This is a genomic window from Paenibacillus sp. LPE1-1-1.1 (assembly GCF_040676435.1).
Lineage (GTDB): Bacteria > Bacillota > Bacilli > Paenibacillales > Paenibacillaceae > Pristimantibacillus.
This window is the reverse complement of the sequence record NZ_JBEGHY010000046.1, coordinates 209,247-225,780: the sequence shown is the minus strand read 5'-3', so window position 1 is coordinate 225,780 and position 16,534 is coordinate 209,247. Positions and strand designations below refer to the sequence as shown.

Genomic DNA, 16,534 nt, shown 5'->3' with positions numbered 1-16,534 from the left:
TCGCATATACCAAATGAAGCCATGCCCTCACAGGCTGGCTTCTCTTATGTACAGCGATAAGGAAAATAAATACTTGAATAGATGTATATGATAAAATGGAACTATTCATTGAATCGTAACCTTAAACCGGATGAATAGAAGGATGGACGACCATGAACAAGTGGTATCAGATTTTTCATAAAAACACAGGTCTCAGCCCTTACGTTTGGGTCGTCTTCTGTATTCTTCCTTTTTACTTTATCTTTCGCTCATCGACGCCCTATGAGGCGGTATCGGGCATTATCATGATTATCCTGTTTTTTATATGTTACCGGTTATCCTTTGTATCGAAAGGGTGGCTCGTTTACTTCTGGACGAGTGTGCAAATTGTCATATCGATCGCGATGACCTTGTTGTTCAGCTACGTCTATTTTTCGATTTTTCTCGCTTTTTTCATCGGAAACATTCAGAACCGGGCCGGCTTTTTTACGCTCTACGCGATTCATATCGTCAGTACGTTTATTACCGTCAATTATGGCTTTGCCACACAGAACACGCTGTTTTTCACGCAGTTTCCGTTCATTCTTATCAGTCTGATCGTCGTTATTTTGCTTCCCTTCAACACCTACAACAAAATTAAGCAGGGACAGCTTGAAGGGCAGCTTGAGGATGCGAATAAGCGGATTTCAGAGCTGGTTAAGCTGGAGGAGAGACAGCGGATCGCGCGCGATCTGCATGATACCCTCGGACAAAAGCTTTCCTTAATCGGGTTGAAAAGCGATCTCGCCGGAAAGCTGATGGTTAAGAACCCAACGCAAGCGCAGGCTGAAATCAACGATGTCCGCCAAACGGCGAGGACGGCGCTCAAGGAAGTGCGGGAAATGGTCACGCAGATGCGCGGCACCAGAATCGAGGACGAAATGTTTCGGGTGAAGCAGATTCTGAAGGCGGCTGAAATCGAATTCGAGCTCGAAGGAGACTTAAAGCTCGGTACGACGGATCTATTGACTGAAAATGTGCTCAGCATGTGCTTGAAGGAAGCAGTGACGAATGTGGTGAAGCACAGCGGCGCTTCAATCTGCACCGTAACGATTCAAACCTCGCGCACAGAGCTGCTGCTCAAGGTGAAGGACAACGGGGTAGGCATCCCCGAGGAAGCAAGAAATTACGGGGGACATGGCCTTCAAGGGATGAAGGAGCGGCTTGAATTCGTAAACGGCAGCTTGGAAATCGTGAACAATGACGGAGCAGCGCTGAATATACGGATACCGAACGTAATCAAACAAATCTAATGCTTAGCGATAGAAGGGATTGAGGGTTATGATCAGAATCGTCATTGCCGAGGATCAGCGCATGATGCTGGGCGCCCTTGCTTCCTTGCTTGATTTGGAAGAGGACATGAAGGTCGTCGGAAGAGCGAGCAATGGAGAAGACGCCATAAATCTTGTTCATCAGCATAAGCCCGACATTTGCATCATGGATATCGAGATGCCGGCGAAGACCGGACTCGATGCTGCCGAGGAGCTGAAAGGGAAGGACTGCAAGGTCATTATTTTGACCACCTTTGCGCGGTCTGGCTACTTTGAACGCGCGCTCAAGGCGGGCGTGAGCGGCTATCTGCTGAAGGACAGCCCAAGCGAGGAGCTGGCGAATTCGATACGCAGCGTCATGGCCGGACGGCGCATCTTTGCTTCCGAACTCGTAGATGAGGCATACGGCCAGGAAAATCCGTTAACGGAGCGCGAGAAGGAAGTGCTGGTGCTCGTCGCGGACGGCAAGAATACGAAGGAAATTGCGAGCGAGCTTTTTATTACGACCGGGACAGTCCGCAACTATATATCCGTCATTCTCGACAAGCTTGATGTCAGTAACCGCATTGAAGCGATTACTCGTTTTAAGGAGAAGGGCTGGTTTAAATAATGCGATGGCCGAAGGCTGAATAGGCAGGTCAAAGCATCATGCGCTATTGAGAGGAGTCATCCGTCTCATCGGCGCTTTTTTTGTTTATATAAGAGAATAGCGGCAGCTGTCATATACGCAGGCGAAGAGTGAAAGCGACGGGGAATGGAAAGAGTACTAAGGAAGGGAGTTAATGGGATGAACTATTCGAATTTGACGCTTCATACCGATAAATATCAAATCAATATGATGTACGCGCACTGGCTGCAAGGCAGCTCGAATGAGAAAGCGGTTTTTGAGGCGTATTTCCGCAAGCTGCCCTTCGGCAACGGCTTCGCTGTCTTTGCCGGACTAGAGAGAATCGTTTCTTATATCCAATCGCTTCGGTTCGGAGACGAAGAAATTACATATTTGCGTGCCCAAGAAGAAAATTACAAAGAAGAGTTTCTGGAAGAGCTGCGGCATTTCCGGTTCACCGGCAATCTGTATGCCGTAGAGGAAGGTACGCTTGTGTTTGCAAACGAGCCGCTGCTCTGCGTGGAGGCCCGCATATTTGAGGCGCAGCTGGTGGAAACCGCGATTCTTAACATGATGAACTATCAAACTTTGATTGCGACGAAGGCGGCACGTATCAAGCAGGTTGCGCCGGATGACGTGCTGCTGGAGTTCGGAACAAGACGCGCGCAGGAGACGGATGCCGCGATTTGGGGAGCGAGAGCCTCCTATATCGCCGGCTTCCATGCTACATCCAATATGCGCGCCGGCATGCTCTTCGGCATTCCCGCCAAAGGGACGCATGCCCATTCCTGGGTGCAGGGGCATGATTCGGAGGAGGAGGCGTTCCGCCTTTATGCGGAATCGCTGCCCGATCAAGTGACGCTGCTGGTGGATACGTATAACACGCTCAAAAGCGGCGTGCCGAACGCGATTAAGATCGCCGGGCTGCTGGAGCAGCAGGGAAAGCGGATGAATGCGATCCGTCTCGATAGCGGCGATCTGGCGTATCTCTCCCAGATGTCGCGAAAAATGCTGGACGAAGCGGGTTATTCCTACGTGCAGATCGTGGCATCCAATGACCTCGACGAAGGCATTATTGCGAATCTGAAATCGCAGGGAGCAAAGATTGACGTATGGGGCGTTGGAACGAAGCTGATCACCGCGGCAGACCAGTCTTCGCTGGGCGGCGTGTACAAGCTGGTCGCGCGCGAGAAAAACGGCAGCTATGAGCCCGTGATCAAAATATCGGCCAATCCGGAGAAGGTATCGACGCCGGGATTCAAGGAGCTGTACCGCATCGTGAATACGGAGACGGGAAAAGCAGAGGCGGATTATATTACGCTGAAGGGCGAACAGCATATCCATGACGGAGCGAAGCTAAAGCTGTTTGACCCCATTCATCCTTATATTCATAAATACATTGCGCATTATGAAGCCGTTCCGCTCTTAAAGACGATCTTTTCCCAAGGCGAGCTGGTGTACGGAATGCCGAGCTTGGAGCAGATCCGCAGCTATCATCAGGAGCAGTTCGAGCTGTTTTGGCCGCAATATCTGCGCAAGCTGAACGCGGAGGCTTACCGTGTAAATTTAAGCGAAGCCGCATGGGAGCTGAAGAGGGAGCTTATACAGCGCCATCAATTCTTGTAACCGCGTCGAAACGCGGCACGGAATAAACGAAATTTTGTCGAAAATGAAGGATTTTCCAAGTGTATTGTGGAATGGATAGCAGGTATATATCACAATTCACTTGGAGGTTAACCCATGAAAAGAAGAAACAAAGCTATCTTTATGATGATGGCCGTGTGTTTAATGGCGTTATCATTCGTAATGCCGGCAGCGGCCGCAGAAATTTCAAAGGATAAGTATACATATTCGATATCGAAGAAGCTTGGCGAAGTATCGGAAACGTTAACGATTGACGATCTTGGGGAAATTTATGAGGATCTCCAGGTAACATCGACGCTCGTGCCGGATAAGGCGGTTTTGAGCTTCACGGCAAAAGTGAATATGAGTGTTATCGTACTGGGCTACAGCCTGGAGAACGGGATTCTCGTAGCGGATCCCGTTCCTTGGACCGTTAACGGCACGAAGGAGCTTGTCAATGGGTTATCCGCCAATACGACGGCAACCGTTACCTTCGAATATGGCGTTCCTTATTATGAATTGTTCATTTGGGATGAGGCAACCGGCGATCAAACCAGTTATTTCTTCAAAATAGACAAGGGTACAGCTGCAGGAGACCAGCCCGATACATGGGCGAAAACGGAAGTAGAAGCCGCTATCGCAGCGGACCTCGTTCCTACTGAGCTTCAGGGCAGCTACAAGCAAAAAATAACGCGCGCTGATTTTGCGAAAATCATCATCCGATTGCTGGAGGTAAAAACCGGCCAGACGATCGATGAGATTTTGGTCGAAAATGAAGTCAGCCTCAGCGATAATCCGTTTACGGATACAAGCATCAAGGAAGTGATCGCCGCGAACCTGATGGGCATCGTAAACGGCAAAGGGAACGGTATATTCGATCCTAACGGAAGCATCACAAGACAAGAGGCAGCCGTGATGCTGGCAAATACGGCAGAAGTGCTGGGCTATGACGTGGCCGCTGATGCTTCGGCATTTACTGACAGCAAGACGATCGCAAGCTGGGCGAAGCCAAGCGTTGATTTTGTTTTTACGTACGGCGTTATGAATGGAACGGGAAATAACAATTTCAGTCCCAAAGGGACGTACACGCGCCAGCAAGCTTACATGACGATTGTACGATTGAATGACGTGCTTGTTGAATAGCAAAGGAATGCTGTATAAGAGAAGCCGTGCGGTCTGCAAAGACCGTACGGCTTCTTTTTTTTAGCTTTATGCGATGCTTATATTTCGCCGTGAAACGAGCTTATACCGCCAAGGATGGAGCCAGCCGTTTAAACTTGGCGAGGATGCAGGGAGAAGTTCACCTTTTTCACCCTGCGCAGGGCGGCTGGAAAATAGAGAAGTCGCTTATCCGCCTGGATCGCTTAGTTATAGGGGAAGCAGCTGGAAAAAGGAGAAAAGGTTGAATTTCTCCCGTTGAGCACCGCGCAAAAACCGATTATGGTCAAAGCAATGCAACAGCAGCATGGTGTTGCAATTCAGTGCGGGCGGATGCGGCCGAAATCAATACGGCGTTAGTCATCACTGCTTGCGAGGAGGTCGCGAATGACTGCACTTACCGGTACAAAAAGCTTTATTTTCGAACAAAATGACGGTTTCCCAAGCTGCCATGCTTCAACGCTTACCCATTTATCCGGCCTAGATTTGCTGGCGGCATGGTTCGGAGGAACCTGCGAGGGAGATCCGGATGTCGATATATGGATTTCCCGCCGCCATAAGGGCATATGGTCGCCTCCCGTCAAAGCGGCGGAGGAAGCGGGACTGCCGCATTGGAATCCGGTCTTGTTTACATCGGGGGACGGAACCGTTTATTTATTTTATAAGGTGGGTCATACGTTTTCGGAATGGTATACGCGAGTGGCGGTTTCGACCGACGAGGGCCGGACATGGTCACAGCCAAGGGAGCTTGTTCAAGGAGACCGCGGCGGAAGGGGACCTGTAAGGAATAAACCGATCATTTTGCAAAATGGCGCTTGGGCGGCGCCCGCTTCGCTGGAGCAGGCAGCGTGGGAGGCTTTCGTGGACATATCCACGGATGCGGGAGAGACGTGGACGAGCAGCAACATCATTCAGGCAGGTGTTTCGCGGGAGCCGGGCAAGGGCATTATCCAGCCGACGCTTTGGGAATCGCAGCCGAATCACGTTCATATGCTGCTTCGCAGCACGGAGGGCTTCATTTACCGCAGCGATTCGGTGGACGGGGGGAAAACCTGGCGCGAGGCGTATGCGACCCTGCTGCCTAACAACAACAGCGGAATCGATCTGGTGAAGACAGCGGACGGCATGCTCGCGCTCGTCCATAATCCGGTCGGGGCAAACTGGGGTCCGAGGACGCCGCTTGTCGTCAGTCTCTCCGCGGATGAGGGCGTATCCTGGCAGCAAGCGCTCGTTCTGGAAGAAGGAGAGGGCGAGTTTTCCTATCCGGCTATTATTGAAGCGGGCGGTAAGCTGTATGTTACGTATACGTGGAATCGGAAGAAAATAGCATTCTGGGAGCTGGTTTGGTAATGGGTACGTTCAGCATGAGCGGAAACGAATTTACGTATAACGGCGAGCCGATTCGTATCGTATCCGGCGCCATTCACTATTTTCGAGTAGTGCCCGAATACTGGGAGGATCGGCTGCTGAAGCTCAAGGCCTGCGGATTTAATACGGTGGAGACGTATATTCCTTGGAATTTGCATGAGCCGAAGCAGGGGCAATTTTGCTTTGACGGCCTAGCCGATATGGAGAAGTTTATCGGGATCGCTGCCAGGCTTGGATTGTTCGTCATCGTTCGTCCCAGTCCTTACATTTGTGCGGAGTGGGAATTCGGAGGCCTGCCGGCCTGGCTGCTTGCCGATTCGGATATGCAGCTGCGCTGCAGCTATAAGCCGTATTTAGAAAAAGTAGACGCTTATTTCGATGAGCTGCTGCCGAGGCTTGTTCCTTTTCTATGTACGAATGGCGGACCGGTCATTGCCATGCAGATCGAGAACGAATACGGCAGCTACGGCAATGACCGTAACTATTTGGTTTATTTGCATGATGCGATGCGGCAGCGGGGAATCGACGTGCTGCTGTTTACCTCGGACGGTCCAACCGATGCCTTGCTGCAAGGCGGCTCCGTCCCGGGCGTGCTGGCAACCGTAAATTTCGGGTCGGGGCCGGATGCTGCCTTCGCCAAGCTGCTCGAATACCAGCAGGGGCATCCGCTCATGTGCATGGAATATTGGAACGGGTGGTTCGATCATTGGGGAGAGCAGCATCATACGCGGGATGCGGCGGATGCTGCCGCCGTATTCGGGGAGATGCTGAAGGCGAATGCTTCCGTCAACTTTTATTTATTTCATGGCGGGACGAATTTCGGCTTCTATAACGGAGCGAACGCCCAGCTTCGCGATCAGTATGAACCAACGACGACGAGCTATGATTACGATGCGCTGCTCGATGAAGCGGGGCGGCCGACGGACAAATTTTATGCGGTTCGCGAGGTGCTTGCGAGCTACATGGAAATAGGCGAGCTAAAGCTTCCTGAGCCTGTGCCGGTCAACGCATACGGAAGGGTCGCGATGACCGGGCAGGCGGCGTTGTTCGAGCATCTGGATGTGCTGTCCGCGGCCGTTTCGTCGCCGTCGCCGCTGCCGATGGAGAAGGTAGGGCAAAGCTATGGCTTTATTGCGTATACGACCCAAATCTCCGGGCCAAGGCCCAAGGAGCAGCTTCATCTTCAGGAGGTGCGGGATCGGGCGCTTATCTACGTGAACGGCGAATTTATCGGAGTCATTGAACGCTCAGCGGAGGAGCAAACCGTTTCCTTCGAGGTTCCGGCTGGCGGGGCCGAGCTCCGCATCGTGGTCGAGAACATGGGGAGAATCAATTACGGCCCATACTTGAAGGACCGCAAAGGCATTACGGAGGGCGTAAGGCTTGGCTTTCAATTCCTGTTCGATTGGGTGATCCACCCGCTTCAGATGGAGGAGCTGTCCTCGCTCGCCTATAAGGCGGTTTCCGAAACAAACCGCCCTGCTTTCTACCGAGGAAGCCTGTGTGTCGACGAACTCGGAGATACATTCCTTGCTATGGGCGGCTGGACGAAGGGGATCGTATTCGTGAACGGTTTTCATTTGGGACGCTATTGGAACAAAGGTCCGGGGCAAACGCTGTATGTCCCAGCTCCGTTACTGCGCCTAGGGGAAAATGAAATCATCGTCTTTGAGCTGCAGGGGACGGAGGAAGCGGCAGTCGCTTTCACGGACATGCCGATGCTGGGCAGCTAACATTTGAACAACCAGGAGAGTGCGCAGATGAACAAAATCATTGTGTTTTACGATAAATCGTTTCCTTACGAGGGCGCACGCCCGAACAAGCAGCAGCTGGCGGCTCTTGCTTCATTTGCTACGGTAGTTGACGTGAGCGGCTTGACGGATGCGCTGAGAACGGCACGCAGCTTGGTGTCTCTGCATGGAAATTATTTTCCCAAGGCGGCATGGCCTGCCCTGCTTGGCTATTTGAAGCAGGGAGGAGGCTTGCTGCATATGGGCGGGGCGCCTTTTCGCATTCCCGTCTACTTGGAAGACGGACATTACCGGGCTGAGCCGGAGCAGACGGCTTATCATCAAGAGCTGAACATCCATGAAATGCTGCCTGTGGATGCTGGTCCTATTGCGGAATACGCGGCGAATCTGGACATTCCTCTATTCTCAGATAAACTGTCGTTGTTTTCTGTACAGCCGACAGTAGGCTTTGTGCTTCATGTGACTAAGGCTGACGACCAGCCGGGGCAAGGCGGTTCAAGCGGACCGATGGATGCGCATATTTACCCGCTGCTGAAAGGAATTTCCGCTTCCGGCCGGGAGGTAGCCGCACCGTGCGTACTGCTGGAGAATACGAAGGGCGTATTTGCCGGCGGGCGCTGGCTGTTCGTTAACCAAATGCTGGAGGAACGGTTCTGGCATGCCGGCGGCGCAGAGGCCATCCGGGAGTGGAGCTCGTTTTGCGCGAGGGGCGTAACCGAAATTTGGTTCAAGCCGAACTATGGCAGCTATGAGCCGGGCGATCGTCCGACGTTTACGCTGCAGCTACAGGCGCTTGGCCGGAGTGGGAGCATACAGGCAGCATTGGAACAGAATGCTTCACCGTCAGAGTGGCGGTTTCAAATAACGGTGACTAAACAAGCGGCAGGCGGAGCGCAGGCGATATGGAAGCATGACTCAAGCCTGGTCAGCTCGCGCGAGCTGACGCTTTTGCGAATTCCTATGCCAATTGCGATAGAACCGGGTTATTACGAGGCGGTCTGCACGGCGGTCTCTGCTGAGGGAGAAACGCGAATTTACCGTCAAGGCTTTTGGGGGTATGACGAGCAGCTGCTGCGGGAGGGGGAGCATCTGACCTGTGACCGCGATTATTTCCAGAAAAACGGCAAGCCGCTGCCGATTGTCGGCATGACCTACATGACCTCCGACGTGGCGCGCAAGTTTTTGTTCATGCCTAACGTATCGACGTGGGACCGGGATATGGCCCAAATGAAGCGGGCCGGCATTAACTATATCCGAACCGGGATATGGACGGCATGGCGGCAGGTCATGTTCGTTGACGGGCATCCATCCGAAGAGGTACTGCGAGCGATCGATGCCTTTCTGCTGACAGCCAAAAGGCATAGCTTGGAGGTTACGTTTACGTTTTTTGCGTTTACTCCCGAGGCTTGGGAGGGCGTCAATCCGTATCTGGATCCGAGAAGCGTCGAAGCGCAAAAAAGATTCGTGGCGGCTATCGTATCGCGCCACGCGAATTCAACGCATGTGCACTGGGATCTGGTGAATGAACCCTCATTGTTTCACCCGGATAAGACGTTCAGCGGACCGCAAACCTGCGCTGACCCTTATGAACAGGAACGGTTTATTGCTTGGCTGCGGCTGCGGCATCAGGACGATATTCGGCTGCTGCAGGAGCGCTGGGATCGAACGCCTGCCGATCTGCCCTCCTTCGAGGCGGCGCGGCCGCCACGCAAGTCGGATATTAATTTCAATACAACCGCGATTCATCCGCGCAAGAACGGGCCGTGGCTCGATTATTGCCTGTTTACGATGGAGATGCATAATCAGTGGGCGCGGGAGCTCAGCGCAACGATTCGTCATCTGCAGCCGAAGCAGCTTATAACGGTCGGGCAGGATGAGGCGCTGGCCGGACAGCGGCCGTCCCCGTTTTTTTACGAGGAAGCGGTGGATTATACGAATGTTCATTCCTGGTGGCTCATGGATGATCTGGTGTGGGATACGGTGTTTACCAAGACGCCGATTAAGCCGAACCTCGTCCAGGAGACGGGCATGATGTATGTCGAGACCCCGAACGGCAAGGCAAAGCGCTCGGAGCTGGAGCTCCGGAATATATTGGAGAGGAAATATGCCTACGCCTTCGCAACGGGGGCGGCAGGCGCGGTGCAATGGATTTGGAATATTAACTTCTATATGCATAACGTGAACGAATCAAATATCGGCGCGCTCAGAGCGGACGGAACCGAGAAGCCGGAGGCGGATGTCTCCTATGATTTCGGGCAATTTATTGGCGGGATCAGCCATTTATTCGAGGATCGGCGCTTGGAGGAGACCGTTGTGGTCTATCCGTATTCCAACGACTTCTCCGCCCGCAGTCTTGCCTACGCCGCAACCGCAAAGCTCGCGCGAACGATGGCCTATGAGCTGAAGCAGCCGTTCCGCGCGCTAGGCGAGTATCATCTGGAAACGCTTGGCGAGCAGCCGCCTAAGCTTATCATCGTCCCGAGCGCGCATAATTTCAGCGGCGAAGCGCTGGGCAAGCTGCTGAACCATATCAAGGAGCATGGAGGCACGCTTCTGTTTACGGGGCCGATCAGCATGGATGAGTATTGGCGTCCAACCGAGCGCGCGTTTGGGCTAATCGGGGAATCCGCGGTAGGCAATGTGCTCCGTGAAGAGGTATTGGAACTCGACGGACGGCTTATTCCCGTATCCTTCGCTAACCATCGGATTGCGGAAGCGGCCAAAGAAACGATTCCCGTCTCTGTGAGCGCCGCATGCTCCGCGCGGCTTGCTTCCAAGAAACTCGGAAAAGGAATGTTTCTTTGGTGCCCGCTGCCGATCGAGCTGAATGACCGTTCCGAGGCTTTAACCGAGGTATATGATTATGCGATGGGCCAGGCGGGCGTAGCTGCCGAGCTTCTATGGCTTAAAGGCGGCGATTTGCCGGGCGTATACGGACGGAAGCTTGCGTTCAGGGAAGGCTCGCTGTACGTCTTTGTCTCGGAATATGCGGTTAAGGCCGAGGTGGAAGTAACGGACCCTGAAACGGGAATATCCTACGGCTTCGCCATGGAGCCGGAGAGAACGGTGATGTTCGCTGCCGACCGGGCAGGACGGCTGCTTAAGGTATACAGGCCGGAAGAGGTTGAGATTACGGTTAATGAAAGTTAAAGCCTGCTGCAAAAGCAAGTAATGGAGGGATAACAATGAATGAACCATATTTAGCGAAGCCTACACAGCAGCAGCTGGCATGGCAGGATTTAGAACGGGGCATGTTTTGCCATTTTGGCCTGAATACATTTTGCAACCGTGAATGGGGCGAAGGCAGTGACAGCCCCGAGGCGTTTCATCCGGCTGAGCTGGATGCGAGGCAGTGGGTAAGGACGGCTAAGCAAGCGGGCTTCCGCTATTTCATGCTGACCGCAAAGCATCATGACGGCTTTTGCTTATGGCCGACGAAGACGACCTCCTACTCCGTCAAGTCCAGTCTATGGAGGAACGGGGAAGGCGACGTCGTTCGTGAATGCGCGGAGGCATGCCTTGAAGAAGGGATAGGGTTCGGCATTTATATATCGCCGTGGGATCGGCATGATCCGCGTTATCCGGATGAAGCGGCCTATGATGATGTTTATTGCGAGCAATTAACGGAGCTGCTCACCAGTTATGGCGAGCTCGTTGAAGTGTGGTTCGACGGGGCGGGCTCGGAAGGCAGACGATATGATTGGCCGCGGATCATGGGCCTTGTGAAGCAGTATCAGCCCAATGCCATGGTATTTAACATGGGCGCGCCGACCGTACGCTGGGTAGGCAACGAGGACGGCTTCGCTCCCTATCCATGCTGGAATACGGCGGAAGCGGCCCGTGTCAGCATGTTCACGAATGATATGACGGCTTGGCTGCCGGAGACGCCGGATTGGGTACCGGCCGAATGTCCCGTTCCGATCCGGGGCAACCATTGGTTTTGGCATCCGAATGACGAGACGCCGCTTCGTTCCTTGGAGGAGCTGATCGATTTATACGAGAGATCCGTCGGCCACGGAGCAACGCTGCTCCTTAATGCAGCGCCGGACAGCAGGGGCTTGATTCCGGATGCCGAGGTTCAGCGCATGAAGGAGCTGGGTGATGAAATTAAGCGAAGATACGCGAGCCCCCTAGCGGAGAGCAGCGGCGGCCGTACGGTTTCGATTCGCCTGGAGCGGGAGGCGGACATTCACCGGACGGTTATTATGGAGCAAATTGAGCTGGGCGAAAGAGTGCAAAGCTACATCGTAGAAGCGGAGAGCAAGGGCGAGTGGACGGTAATCGCTAAAGGCAGTGCGATCGGCCATAAGAAGATCGATCCGCTAATTCTACCCGTTCGTACCTCGCATATCCGCTTAACGGTATTGGAGAGTACCTTGGAGCCTCATATTCGTTCATTTACCGTCTATAGCGATAACCATTCATTTTATGAAGAGGTGACCCCATGAACAAGTTAAGCGAGAAGACTTTGCCAAAGGCAGTTCAGGAATGCCTTAAGCTGGCGGAAACCGAGCTGGCCCATCATCCGAAGCTGCTGCAGATGTTCAAGCAGTGCTTTCCGAATACGCTGGAAACGACAACGAAATTAATGGATGACGGCACGGCCTTCGTATTTACCGGCGACATACCCGCCATGTGGCTGCGGGATTCCAGCGCCCAAGTGAGGCACTATCTTCCGCTTGCCGCGCAAGATGAAGAGCTGCAGCGCGTGATCGAGGGTTTAGTCAAACGCCAGCTGATGTGCATCCAAATCGACCCTTATGCGAATGCCTTCAACGAGGAGGATAATGACAACCGTTACGAGGATGATTTAACGGAGCTGAACCCATGGGTATGGGAGCGGAAGTATGAAATTGATTCTTTATGTTATCCGATTCAGCTTAGCTACTTATATTGGAAGCAGACGGGAAAAGCTTCTTTGTTCGACGAAACGTTTTTGAACACGATGAAGACGATCATTCGCTTATGGCGCACGGAGCAAAGGCATTTCGAGCAATCCCCCTACCGCTTTGCGAGGACGACGGGACCCAAAACCGATACGCTGCGCAATGACCGGATGGGCATGCCGGTCAATTATACGGGCATGACATGGTCCGGCTTCCGGCCAAGCGACGACGCGTGTACCTTCGGCTATTTGATTCCGGCTAATATGTTTGCATGCGTCGTGCTCGGTTACATGGAGGAAATAGCGGAGCAGGTTTACGGCGATGCGCAGGTAAAGGAAGAAGCGGGCATCTTGAAAGAAGAGATCGATTACGGCATTCGCACGTACGGCATTTACCGGCATCCGGAATTCGGCGAAATGTTTGCTTATGAAACCGACGGCTTCGGGAATTACAACCTGATGGATGATGCAAACGTGCCGAGCCTGCTATCGATCCCCTATCTCGGTTACGCGGATAAGGATGATCCGATTTATAGCAATACGAGGAAATTCATTTTGAGCAAGCAAAATCCCTATTATTACGAGGGCAGCCATGCAAGGGGGATCGGCAGTCCGCACACTCCGAAGCAATATATCTGGCACATAAGCCTGGCGATGCAAGCCTTAACGTCATCGGATAACGAGGAAGTCGCTGAAATGATCCGCACCTTAACGAGCACGGACGCGGAAACCGGTTATATGCATGAGGGTTTCCATGTGAATGATCCGAATGCGTACACGAGACCTTGGTTTGCGTGGGCGAACAGCCTTTTTGCGGAATTGATCCATAAATTGATGCGTGAGCATCGATTAAAGGAATTAGCTTAGTCCCATCAATTTGGAATGGTTAAGGAGGCTTGGTTCGATGGAGTCTGCCGTTAGGCTGGTCGAGCAGTACCGCGGAGGCCGTCTTGAAAACGTTCATTCGGGCCATATTTGCGGAGTGAATGAAAGAGGCGAGGTCATTTTTAGCGCCGGAGATCCGGAGTGGGTCGCCTTCATGCGCTCATCGGCAAAGCCGTTTCAAGCGATTCCCGCGTTTATGCATGGCGTCCCGGAGATGTTTCGTTTTACGGATAAAGAAAAGACGGTCATGATGGCCTCGCATCGCGCGGAAGCCTATCATATAGAGGCGCTTGAAGGGATGCTGGGCAAGCTGGGCTTAAGCGAGGAGCTGCTGGTATGCGCGCAGACGTACCCGCTTAGCCCGCAGGCGCGAGATGAATTGCTTTGCTTGCAAAAGCCGAAGCGGCGCATTTACCATAACTGCTCGGGAAAGCATCTTGGCCTCTTAGCGCTTAGCAAGGCGAAGGGCTATCCGCTTAAGGGCTATGGGGAGCCCGAGCATCCCGCGCAGGCGGAGGTGCTGGACATCGTTGCTTATCTATCGGACTATCCTGCAGCAAATATTCATATCAGCGTCGATGGCTGCGGTTTTCCCGTATACGCGCTGCCGCTAAAGCCTATCGCGTCTATGTATTTGAAATTGGCATGCCCGGATTTGATTGATAGAACGGAGGTCCGAAGCGCCGCGAGCGAGGTATCCCGTCTCATGAACGGCCATCCGGAGATGGTGTCCGCGCCATGGTTCATCTGCTCGACTTTGCTGAGAGATCCGAATATCGTGGCCAAGGGCGGGGCGAAGGGCATTTACTGCTTCGGTCTTCGGAAGGAGCGAGTCGCGTTCGCTTTGAAGGTAATGGACGGCTCCGAGGAGCCGTGGCCGATCATCATCGCATCGATATTGGAGCAGATCGGTTATGATAATCAGGATACCATTGCTGGCATGTATGCACTCGCGCCGACAGCGCTTCGCAATGACAGCGGGCGTACGGTCGGAGAAAATAAGGCGGTATTCAAGCTGAGGAAAAAATAGAATCAACGGAAAAAGGCTGCGCTTTGTTATTCAAAGCAAGCCTTTTTTTAAATATAAGGAAGTGAAAGATTTAACCGTATACGATGCTTCTATTTCACCCCGAAACGAGATTTTGCCGCCTAGGACTGCGTCAGCCGTTTACGCTTGGCAGGAAAAACGCTATTCTACGGCGCTTTTCCGAAAAATGCAATCTTTTCGAAAAAGGTGTACTCGATAGCAGGCGCATTTACAAAGCGTTAACGAAAAAAGTGATTTTGTTGGAAAGATGGCAATTGCGGGCGCTTGGGCTTATGGATTATACATGAAGGAGATTAGTACAGCAGCCACTGGCTGGAGAAATAAAGGTTAGGGACATAAAAGGAGGAGCAGACAAAATGAGCAACGGGCAGACGCAGCAGCATGAGGGCAGTCTTATAGTTGATACGGTAGAGGAAGCAGCAGAGGTAGAAAATGGCGTACACAATTTCAGCGCGGAGGAAGAGTGGGTCAAGCCGGATAATCCGCTTATTTTGGAACGGCTGGAATGGTTCAAGGATCAGAAGCTCGGCATTATGATGCACTGGGGACCTTATTCGCAGCTTGGTCTCGTGGAATCATGGGCGCTTAGCGACGAAGACGGCGATTGGTCCCGTGACGGCATCGATTGGGGAGTGGACAGCGAGGAGCTGAAGCGGCAATATTTCGGCTTGAACAAAACGTTTAATCCCGTTCGGCTGCAGCCGGAGCTTTGGGCTGATATAGCGGCAGAGGGCGGCTTCAAATATTTGACTTTTACGACAAAGCATCATGACGGCTTCTGCATGTGGGACACGCATACGACGGACTACCGGAGTACCGGTCCGGAGACGCCGTTCCATACGCACAAGTACGCGGATATTTGCAAAAATGTATTTGATGCCTTCCGGGACAAGGGAATGGCGATCTCGGCTTACTTCTCGAAGGCCGATTGGCACACGCCTTATTATTGGACGCCGGGAATGGAGCGCGGAACGCATACCTGGCGCGGGCCCTCTTACGATCCGAAGCAATATCCTTGGCTGTGGGAGAAGTTCGTACAGTTCACGCACGAGCAAATGATGGAACTGCTGACGAAGTATGGACGCATCGACGTGCTGTGGCTCGATGCCGGCTGGGTGAGGGACGGCGGCAGAGTGCCGCAAGATATTCGCTTGGGTGAACTAGTCGATCGCGCGCGAGAAACGCAGCCATGGCTGCTGTCGGCAGACAGAACGGTCGGCGGACCTTACGAAAATATCGTAACCCCGGAGCAGACGATCCCGGACGGACCGATGAATGTGCCGTGGGAAAGCTGCATTACGCTCGGCACCTCCTTCTCCTTCCGGTACGAGGACAAGTACAAATCGCTGCGCAAGGTTGTGAACATTCTGATGGAGGTCGTTGCCAAAGGCGGAAACCTGGCGCTCAATGTCGGCCCGCAGCCGGACGGAAGGCTTCCGGAGGGCGCCATTGCGACGATTAAACAATTAGGCGCATGGATGAAAACATACGGCGAAGCTGTTTATGGAACCAGAATCTGCGCGCCTTACTTTACCGGCGGCTTTGCGTTCACCCGCAAAGAAAACAGCGTATTCGCTACTTATTTGTATCCTTCCGAGGATACGGCGGTTGCGGAGCATGTCGTGATTCCGTATACAGAGCCCGTGAACAAAGTCGAGCTAATCGGTACCGATGAAAGCCTGCCGTTTGAACGAACGGAGGCTGGCCTAATCGTTCAACTGCCGCAAGCAGAGTACGGTGGCAAGGCGCCTGTGGCGCATGTGTTCCGGCTGCTTGCCTAAATAACCGGTTACCCGTCCATTCGATTGAAAAACTGACGTCTTCCTGCAGACGTCAGTTTTTTGGATATTCAAATTGGAAATTATGTATCTTGTCCTGCCCTTTTGGATAGGGTACGCTTAGAGATAAATAAGGGGAAGG

General features: G+C 52.9%; 11 protein-coding genes. All 11 read left to right on the top strand.

The window, feature by feature from the left end; translation table 11 throughout:
- The first annotated feature begins 152 nt into the window (after nucleotides 1–152).
- Complete coding sequence (locus MRBLPE1_RS31765) at nucleotides 153–1,271, top strand: sensor histidine kinase (protein WP_364154164.1); 1,119 nt, start codon at nucleotides 153–155, stop codon at nucleotides 1,269–1,271.
- A gap of 28 nt (nucleotides 1,272–1,299) precedes the next feature.
- Entirely contained in the window at nucleotides 1,300–1,899 is a 600-nt protein-coding gene (locus MRBLPE1_RS31760; protein WP_364154161.1) for a response regulator transcription factor, read from the top strand.
- A gap of 177 nt (nucleotides 1,900–2,076) precedes the next feature.
- Entirely contained in the window at nucleotides 2,077–3,522 is a 1,446-nt protein-coding gene (locus tag MRBLPE1_RS31755) for a nicotinate phosphoribosyltransferase (protein ID WP_364154158.1), read from the top strand.
- 114 nt (nucleotides 3,523–3,636) lie between these two features.
- Nucleotides 3,637–4,662 carry an S-layer homology domain-containing protein gene (locus tag MRBLPE1_RS31750; RefSeq protein ID WP_364154155.1) on the top strand — a complete coding sequence of 342 codons (1,026 nt, stop codon included), beginning with the start codon at nucleotides 3,637–3,639 and terminating at the stop codon, nucleotides 4,660–4,662.
- Between the two features lie 402 nt (nucleotides 4,663–5,064).
- Nucleotides 5,065–6,027, top strand: coding sequence for a sialidase family protein (locus tag MRBLPE1_RS31745; protein WP_364154152.1), 963 nt, complete (start codon nucleotides 5,065–5,067; stop codon nucleotides 6,025–6,027).
- The gene (locus MRBLPE1_RS31740) at nucleotides 6,027–7,778 is read left to right on the top strand and encodes a glycoside hydrolase family 35 protein (RefSeq protein ID WP_364154149.1); all 1,752 of its coding nucleotides are present in this window, start codon (nucleotides 6,027–6,029) and stop codon (nucleotides 7,776–7,778) included. Before MRBLPE1_RS31745 ends, MRBLPE1_RS31740 begins: the two co-directional genes overlap by 1 nt.
- Before the next feature lie 27 nt (nucleotides 7,779–7,805).
- Entirely contained in the window at nucleotides 7,806–10,946 is a 3,141-nt protein-coding gene (locus MRBLPE1_RS31735) for a beta-galactosidase (protein ID WP_364154146.1), read from the top strand.
- A gap of 35 nt (nucleotides 10,947–10,981) precedes the next feature.
- The gene (locus MRBLPE1_RS31730; protein WP_364154143.1) at nucleotides 10,982–12,244 is read left to right on the top strand and encodes an alpha-L-fucosidase; all 1,263 of its coding nucleotides are present in this window, start codon (nucleotides 10,982–10,984) and stop codon (nucleotides 12,242–12,244) included.
- On the top strand, nucleotides 12,241–13,548 hold the full coding sequence (locus MRBLPE1_RS31725; RefSeq protein WP_364154141.1) for a glycoside hydrolase family 125 protein: 1,308 nt from the start codon (nucleotides 12,241–12,243) through the stop codon (nucleotides 13,546–13,548). Before MRBLPE1_RS31730 ends, MRBLPE1_RS31725 begins: the two co-directional genes overlap by 4 nt.
- Nucleotides 13,549–13,585: 37 nt before the next feature.
- Entirely contained in the window at nucleotides 13,586–14,596 is a 1,011-nt protein-coding gene (locus MRBLPE1_RS31720) for an asparaginase (RefSeq protein ID WP_364154138.1), read from the top strand.
- 374 nt (nucleotides 14,597–14,970) lie between these two features.
- Entirely contained in the window at nucleotides 14,971–16,395 is a 1,425-nt protein-coding gene (locus tag MRBLPE1_RS31715) for an alpha-L-fucosidase (RefSeq protein ID WP_364154136.1), read from the top strand.
- Nucleotides 16,396–16,534 lie beyond the last annotated feature (139 nt).

Bases quoted from the DNA above. Each gene is read 5' to 3' on its own strand.
- MRBLPE1_RS31765 (WP_364154164.1), top strand. From the start codon at position 153: ATGAACAAGTGGTATCAGATTTTTCATAAAAACACAGGTCTCAGCCCT.
- MRBLPE1_RS31760 (WP_364154161.1), top strand. From the start codon at position 1,300: ATGATCAGAATCGTCATTGCCGAGGATCAGCGCATGATGCTGGGCGCC.
- MRBLPE1_RS31755 (WP_364154158.1), top strand. From the start codon at position 2,077: ATGAACTATTCGAATTTGACGCTTCATACCGATAAATATCAAATCAAT.
- MRBLPE1_RS31750 (WP_364154155.1), top strand. From the start codon at position 3,637: ATGAAAAGAAGAAACAAAGCTATCTTTATGATGATGGCCGTGTGTTTA.
- MRBLPE1_RS31745 (WP_364154152.1), top strand. From the start codon at position 5,065: ATGACTGCACTTACCGGTACAAAAAGCTTTATTTTCGAACAAAATGAC.
- MRBLPE1_RS31740 (WP_364154149.1), top strand. From the start codon at position 6,027: ATGGGTACGTTCAGCATGAGCGGAAACGAATTTACGTATAACGGCGAG.
- MRBLPE1_RS31735 (WP_364154146.1), top strand. From the start codon at position 7,806: ATGAACAAAATCATTGTGTTTTACGATAAATCGTTTCCTTACGAGGGC.
- MRBLPE1_RS31730 (WP_364154143.1), top strand. From the start codon at position 10,982: ATGAATGAACCATATTTAGCGAAGCCTACACAGCAGCAGCTGGCATGG.
- MRBLPE1_RS31725 (WP_364154141.1), top strand. From the start codon at position 12,241: ATGAACAAGTTAAGCGAGAAGACTTTGCCAAAGGCAGTTCAGGAATGC.
- MRBLPE1_RS31720 (WP_364154138.1), top strand. From the start codon at position 13,586: ATGGAGTCTGCCGTTAGGCTGGTCGAGCAGTACCGCGGAGGCCGTCTT.
- MRBLPE1_RS31715 (WP_364154136.1), top strand. From the start codon at position 14,971: ATGAGCAACGGGCAGACGCAGCAGCATGAGGGCAGTCTTATAGTTGAT.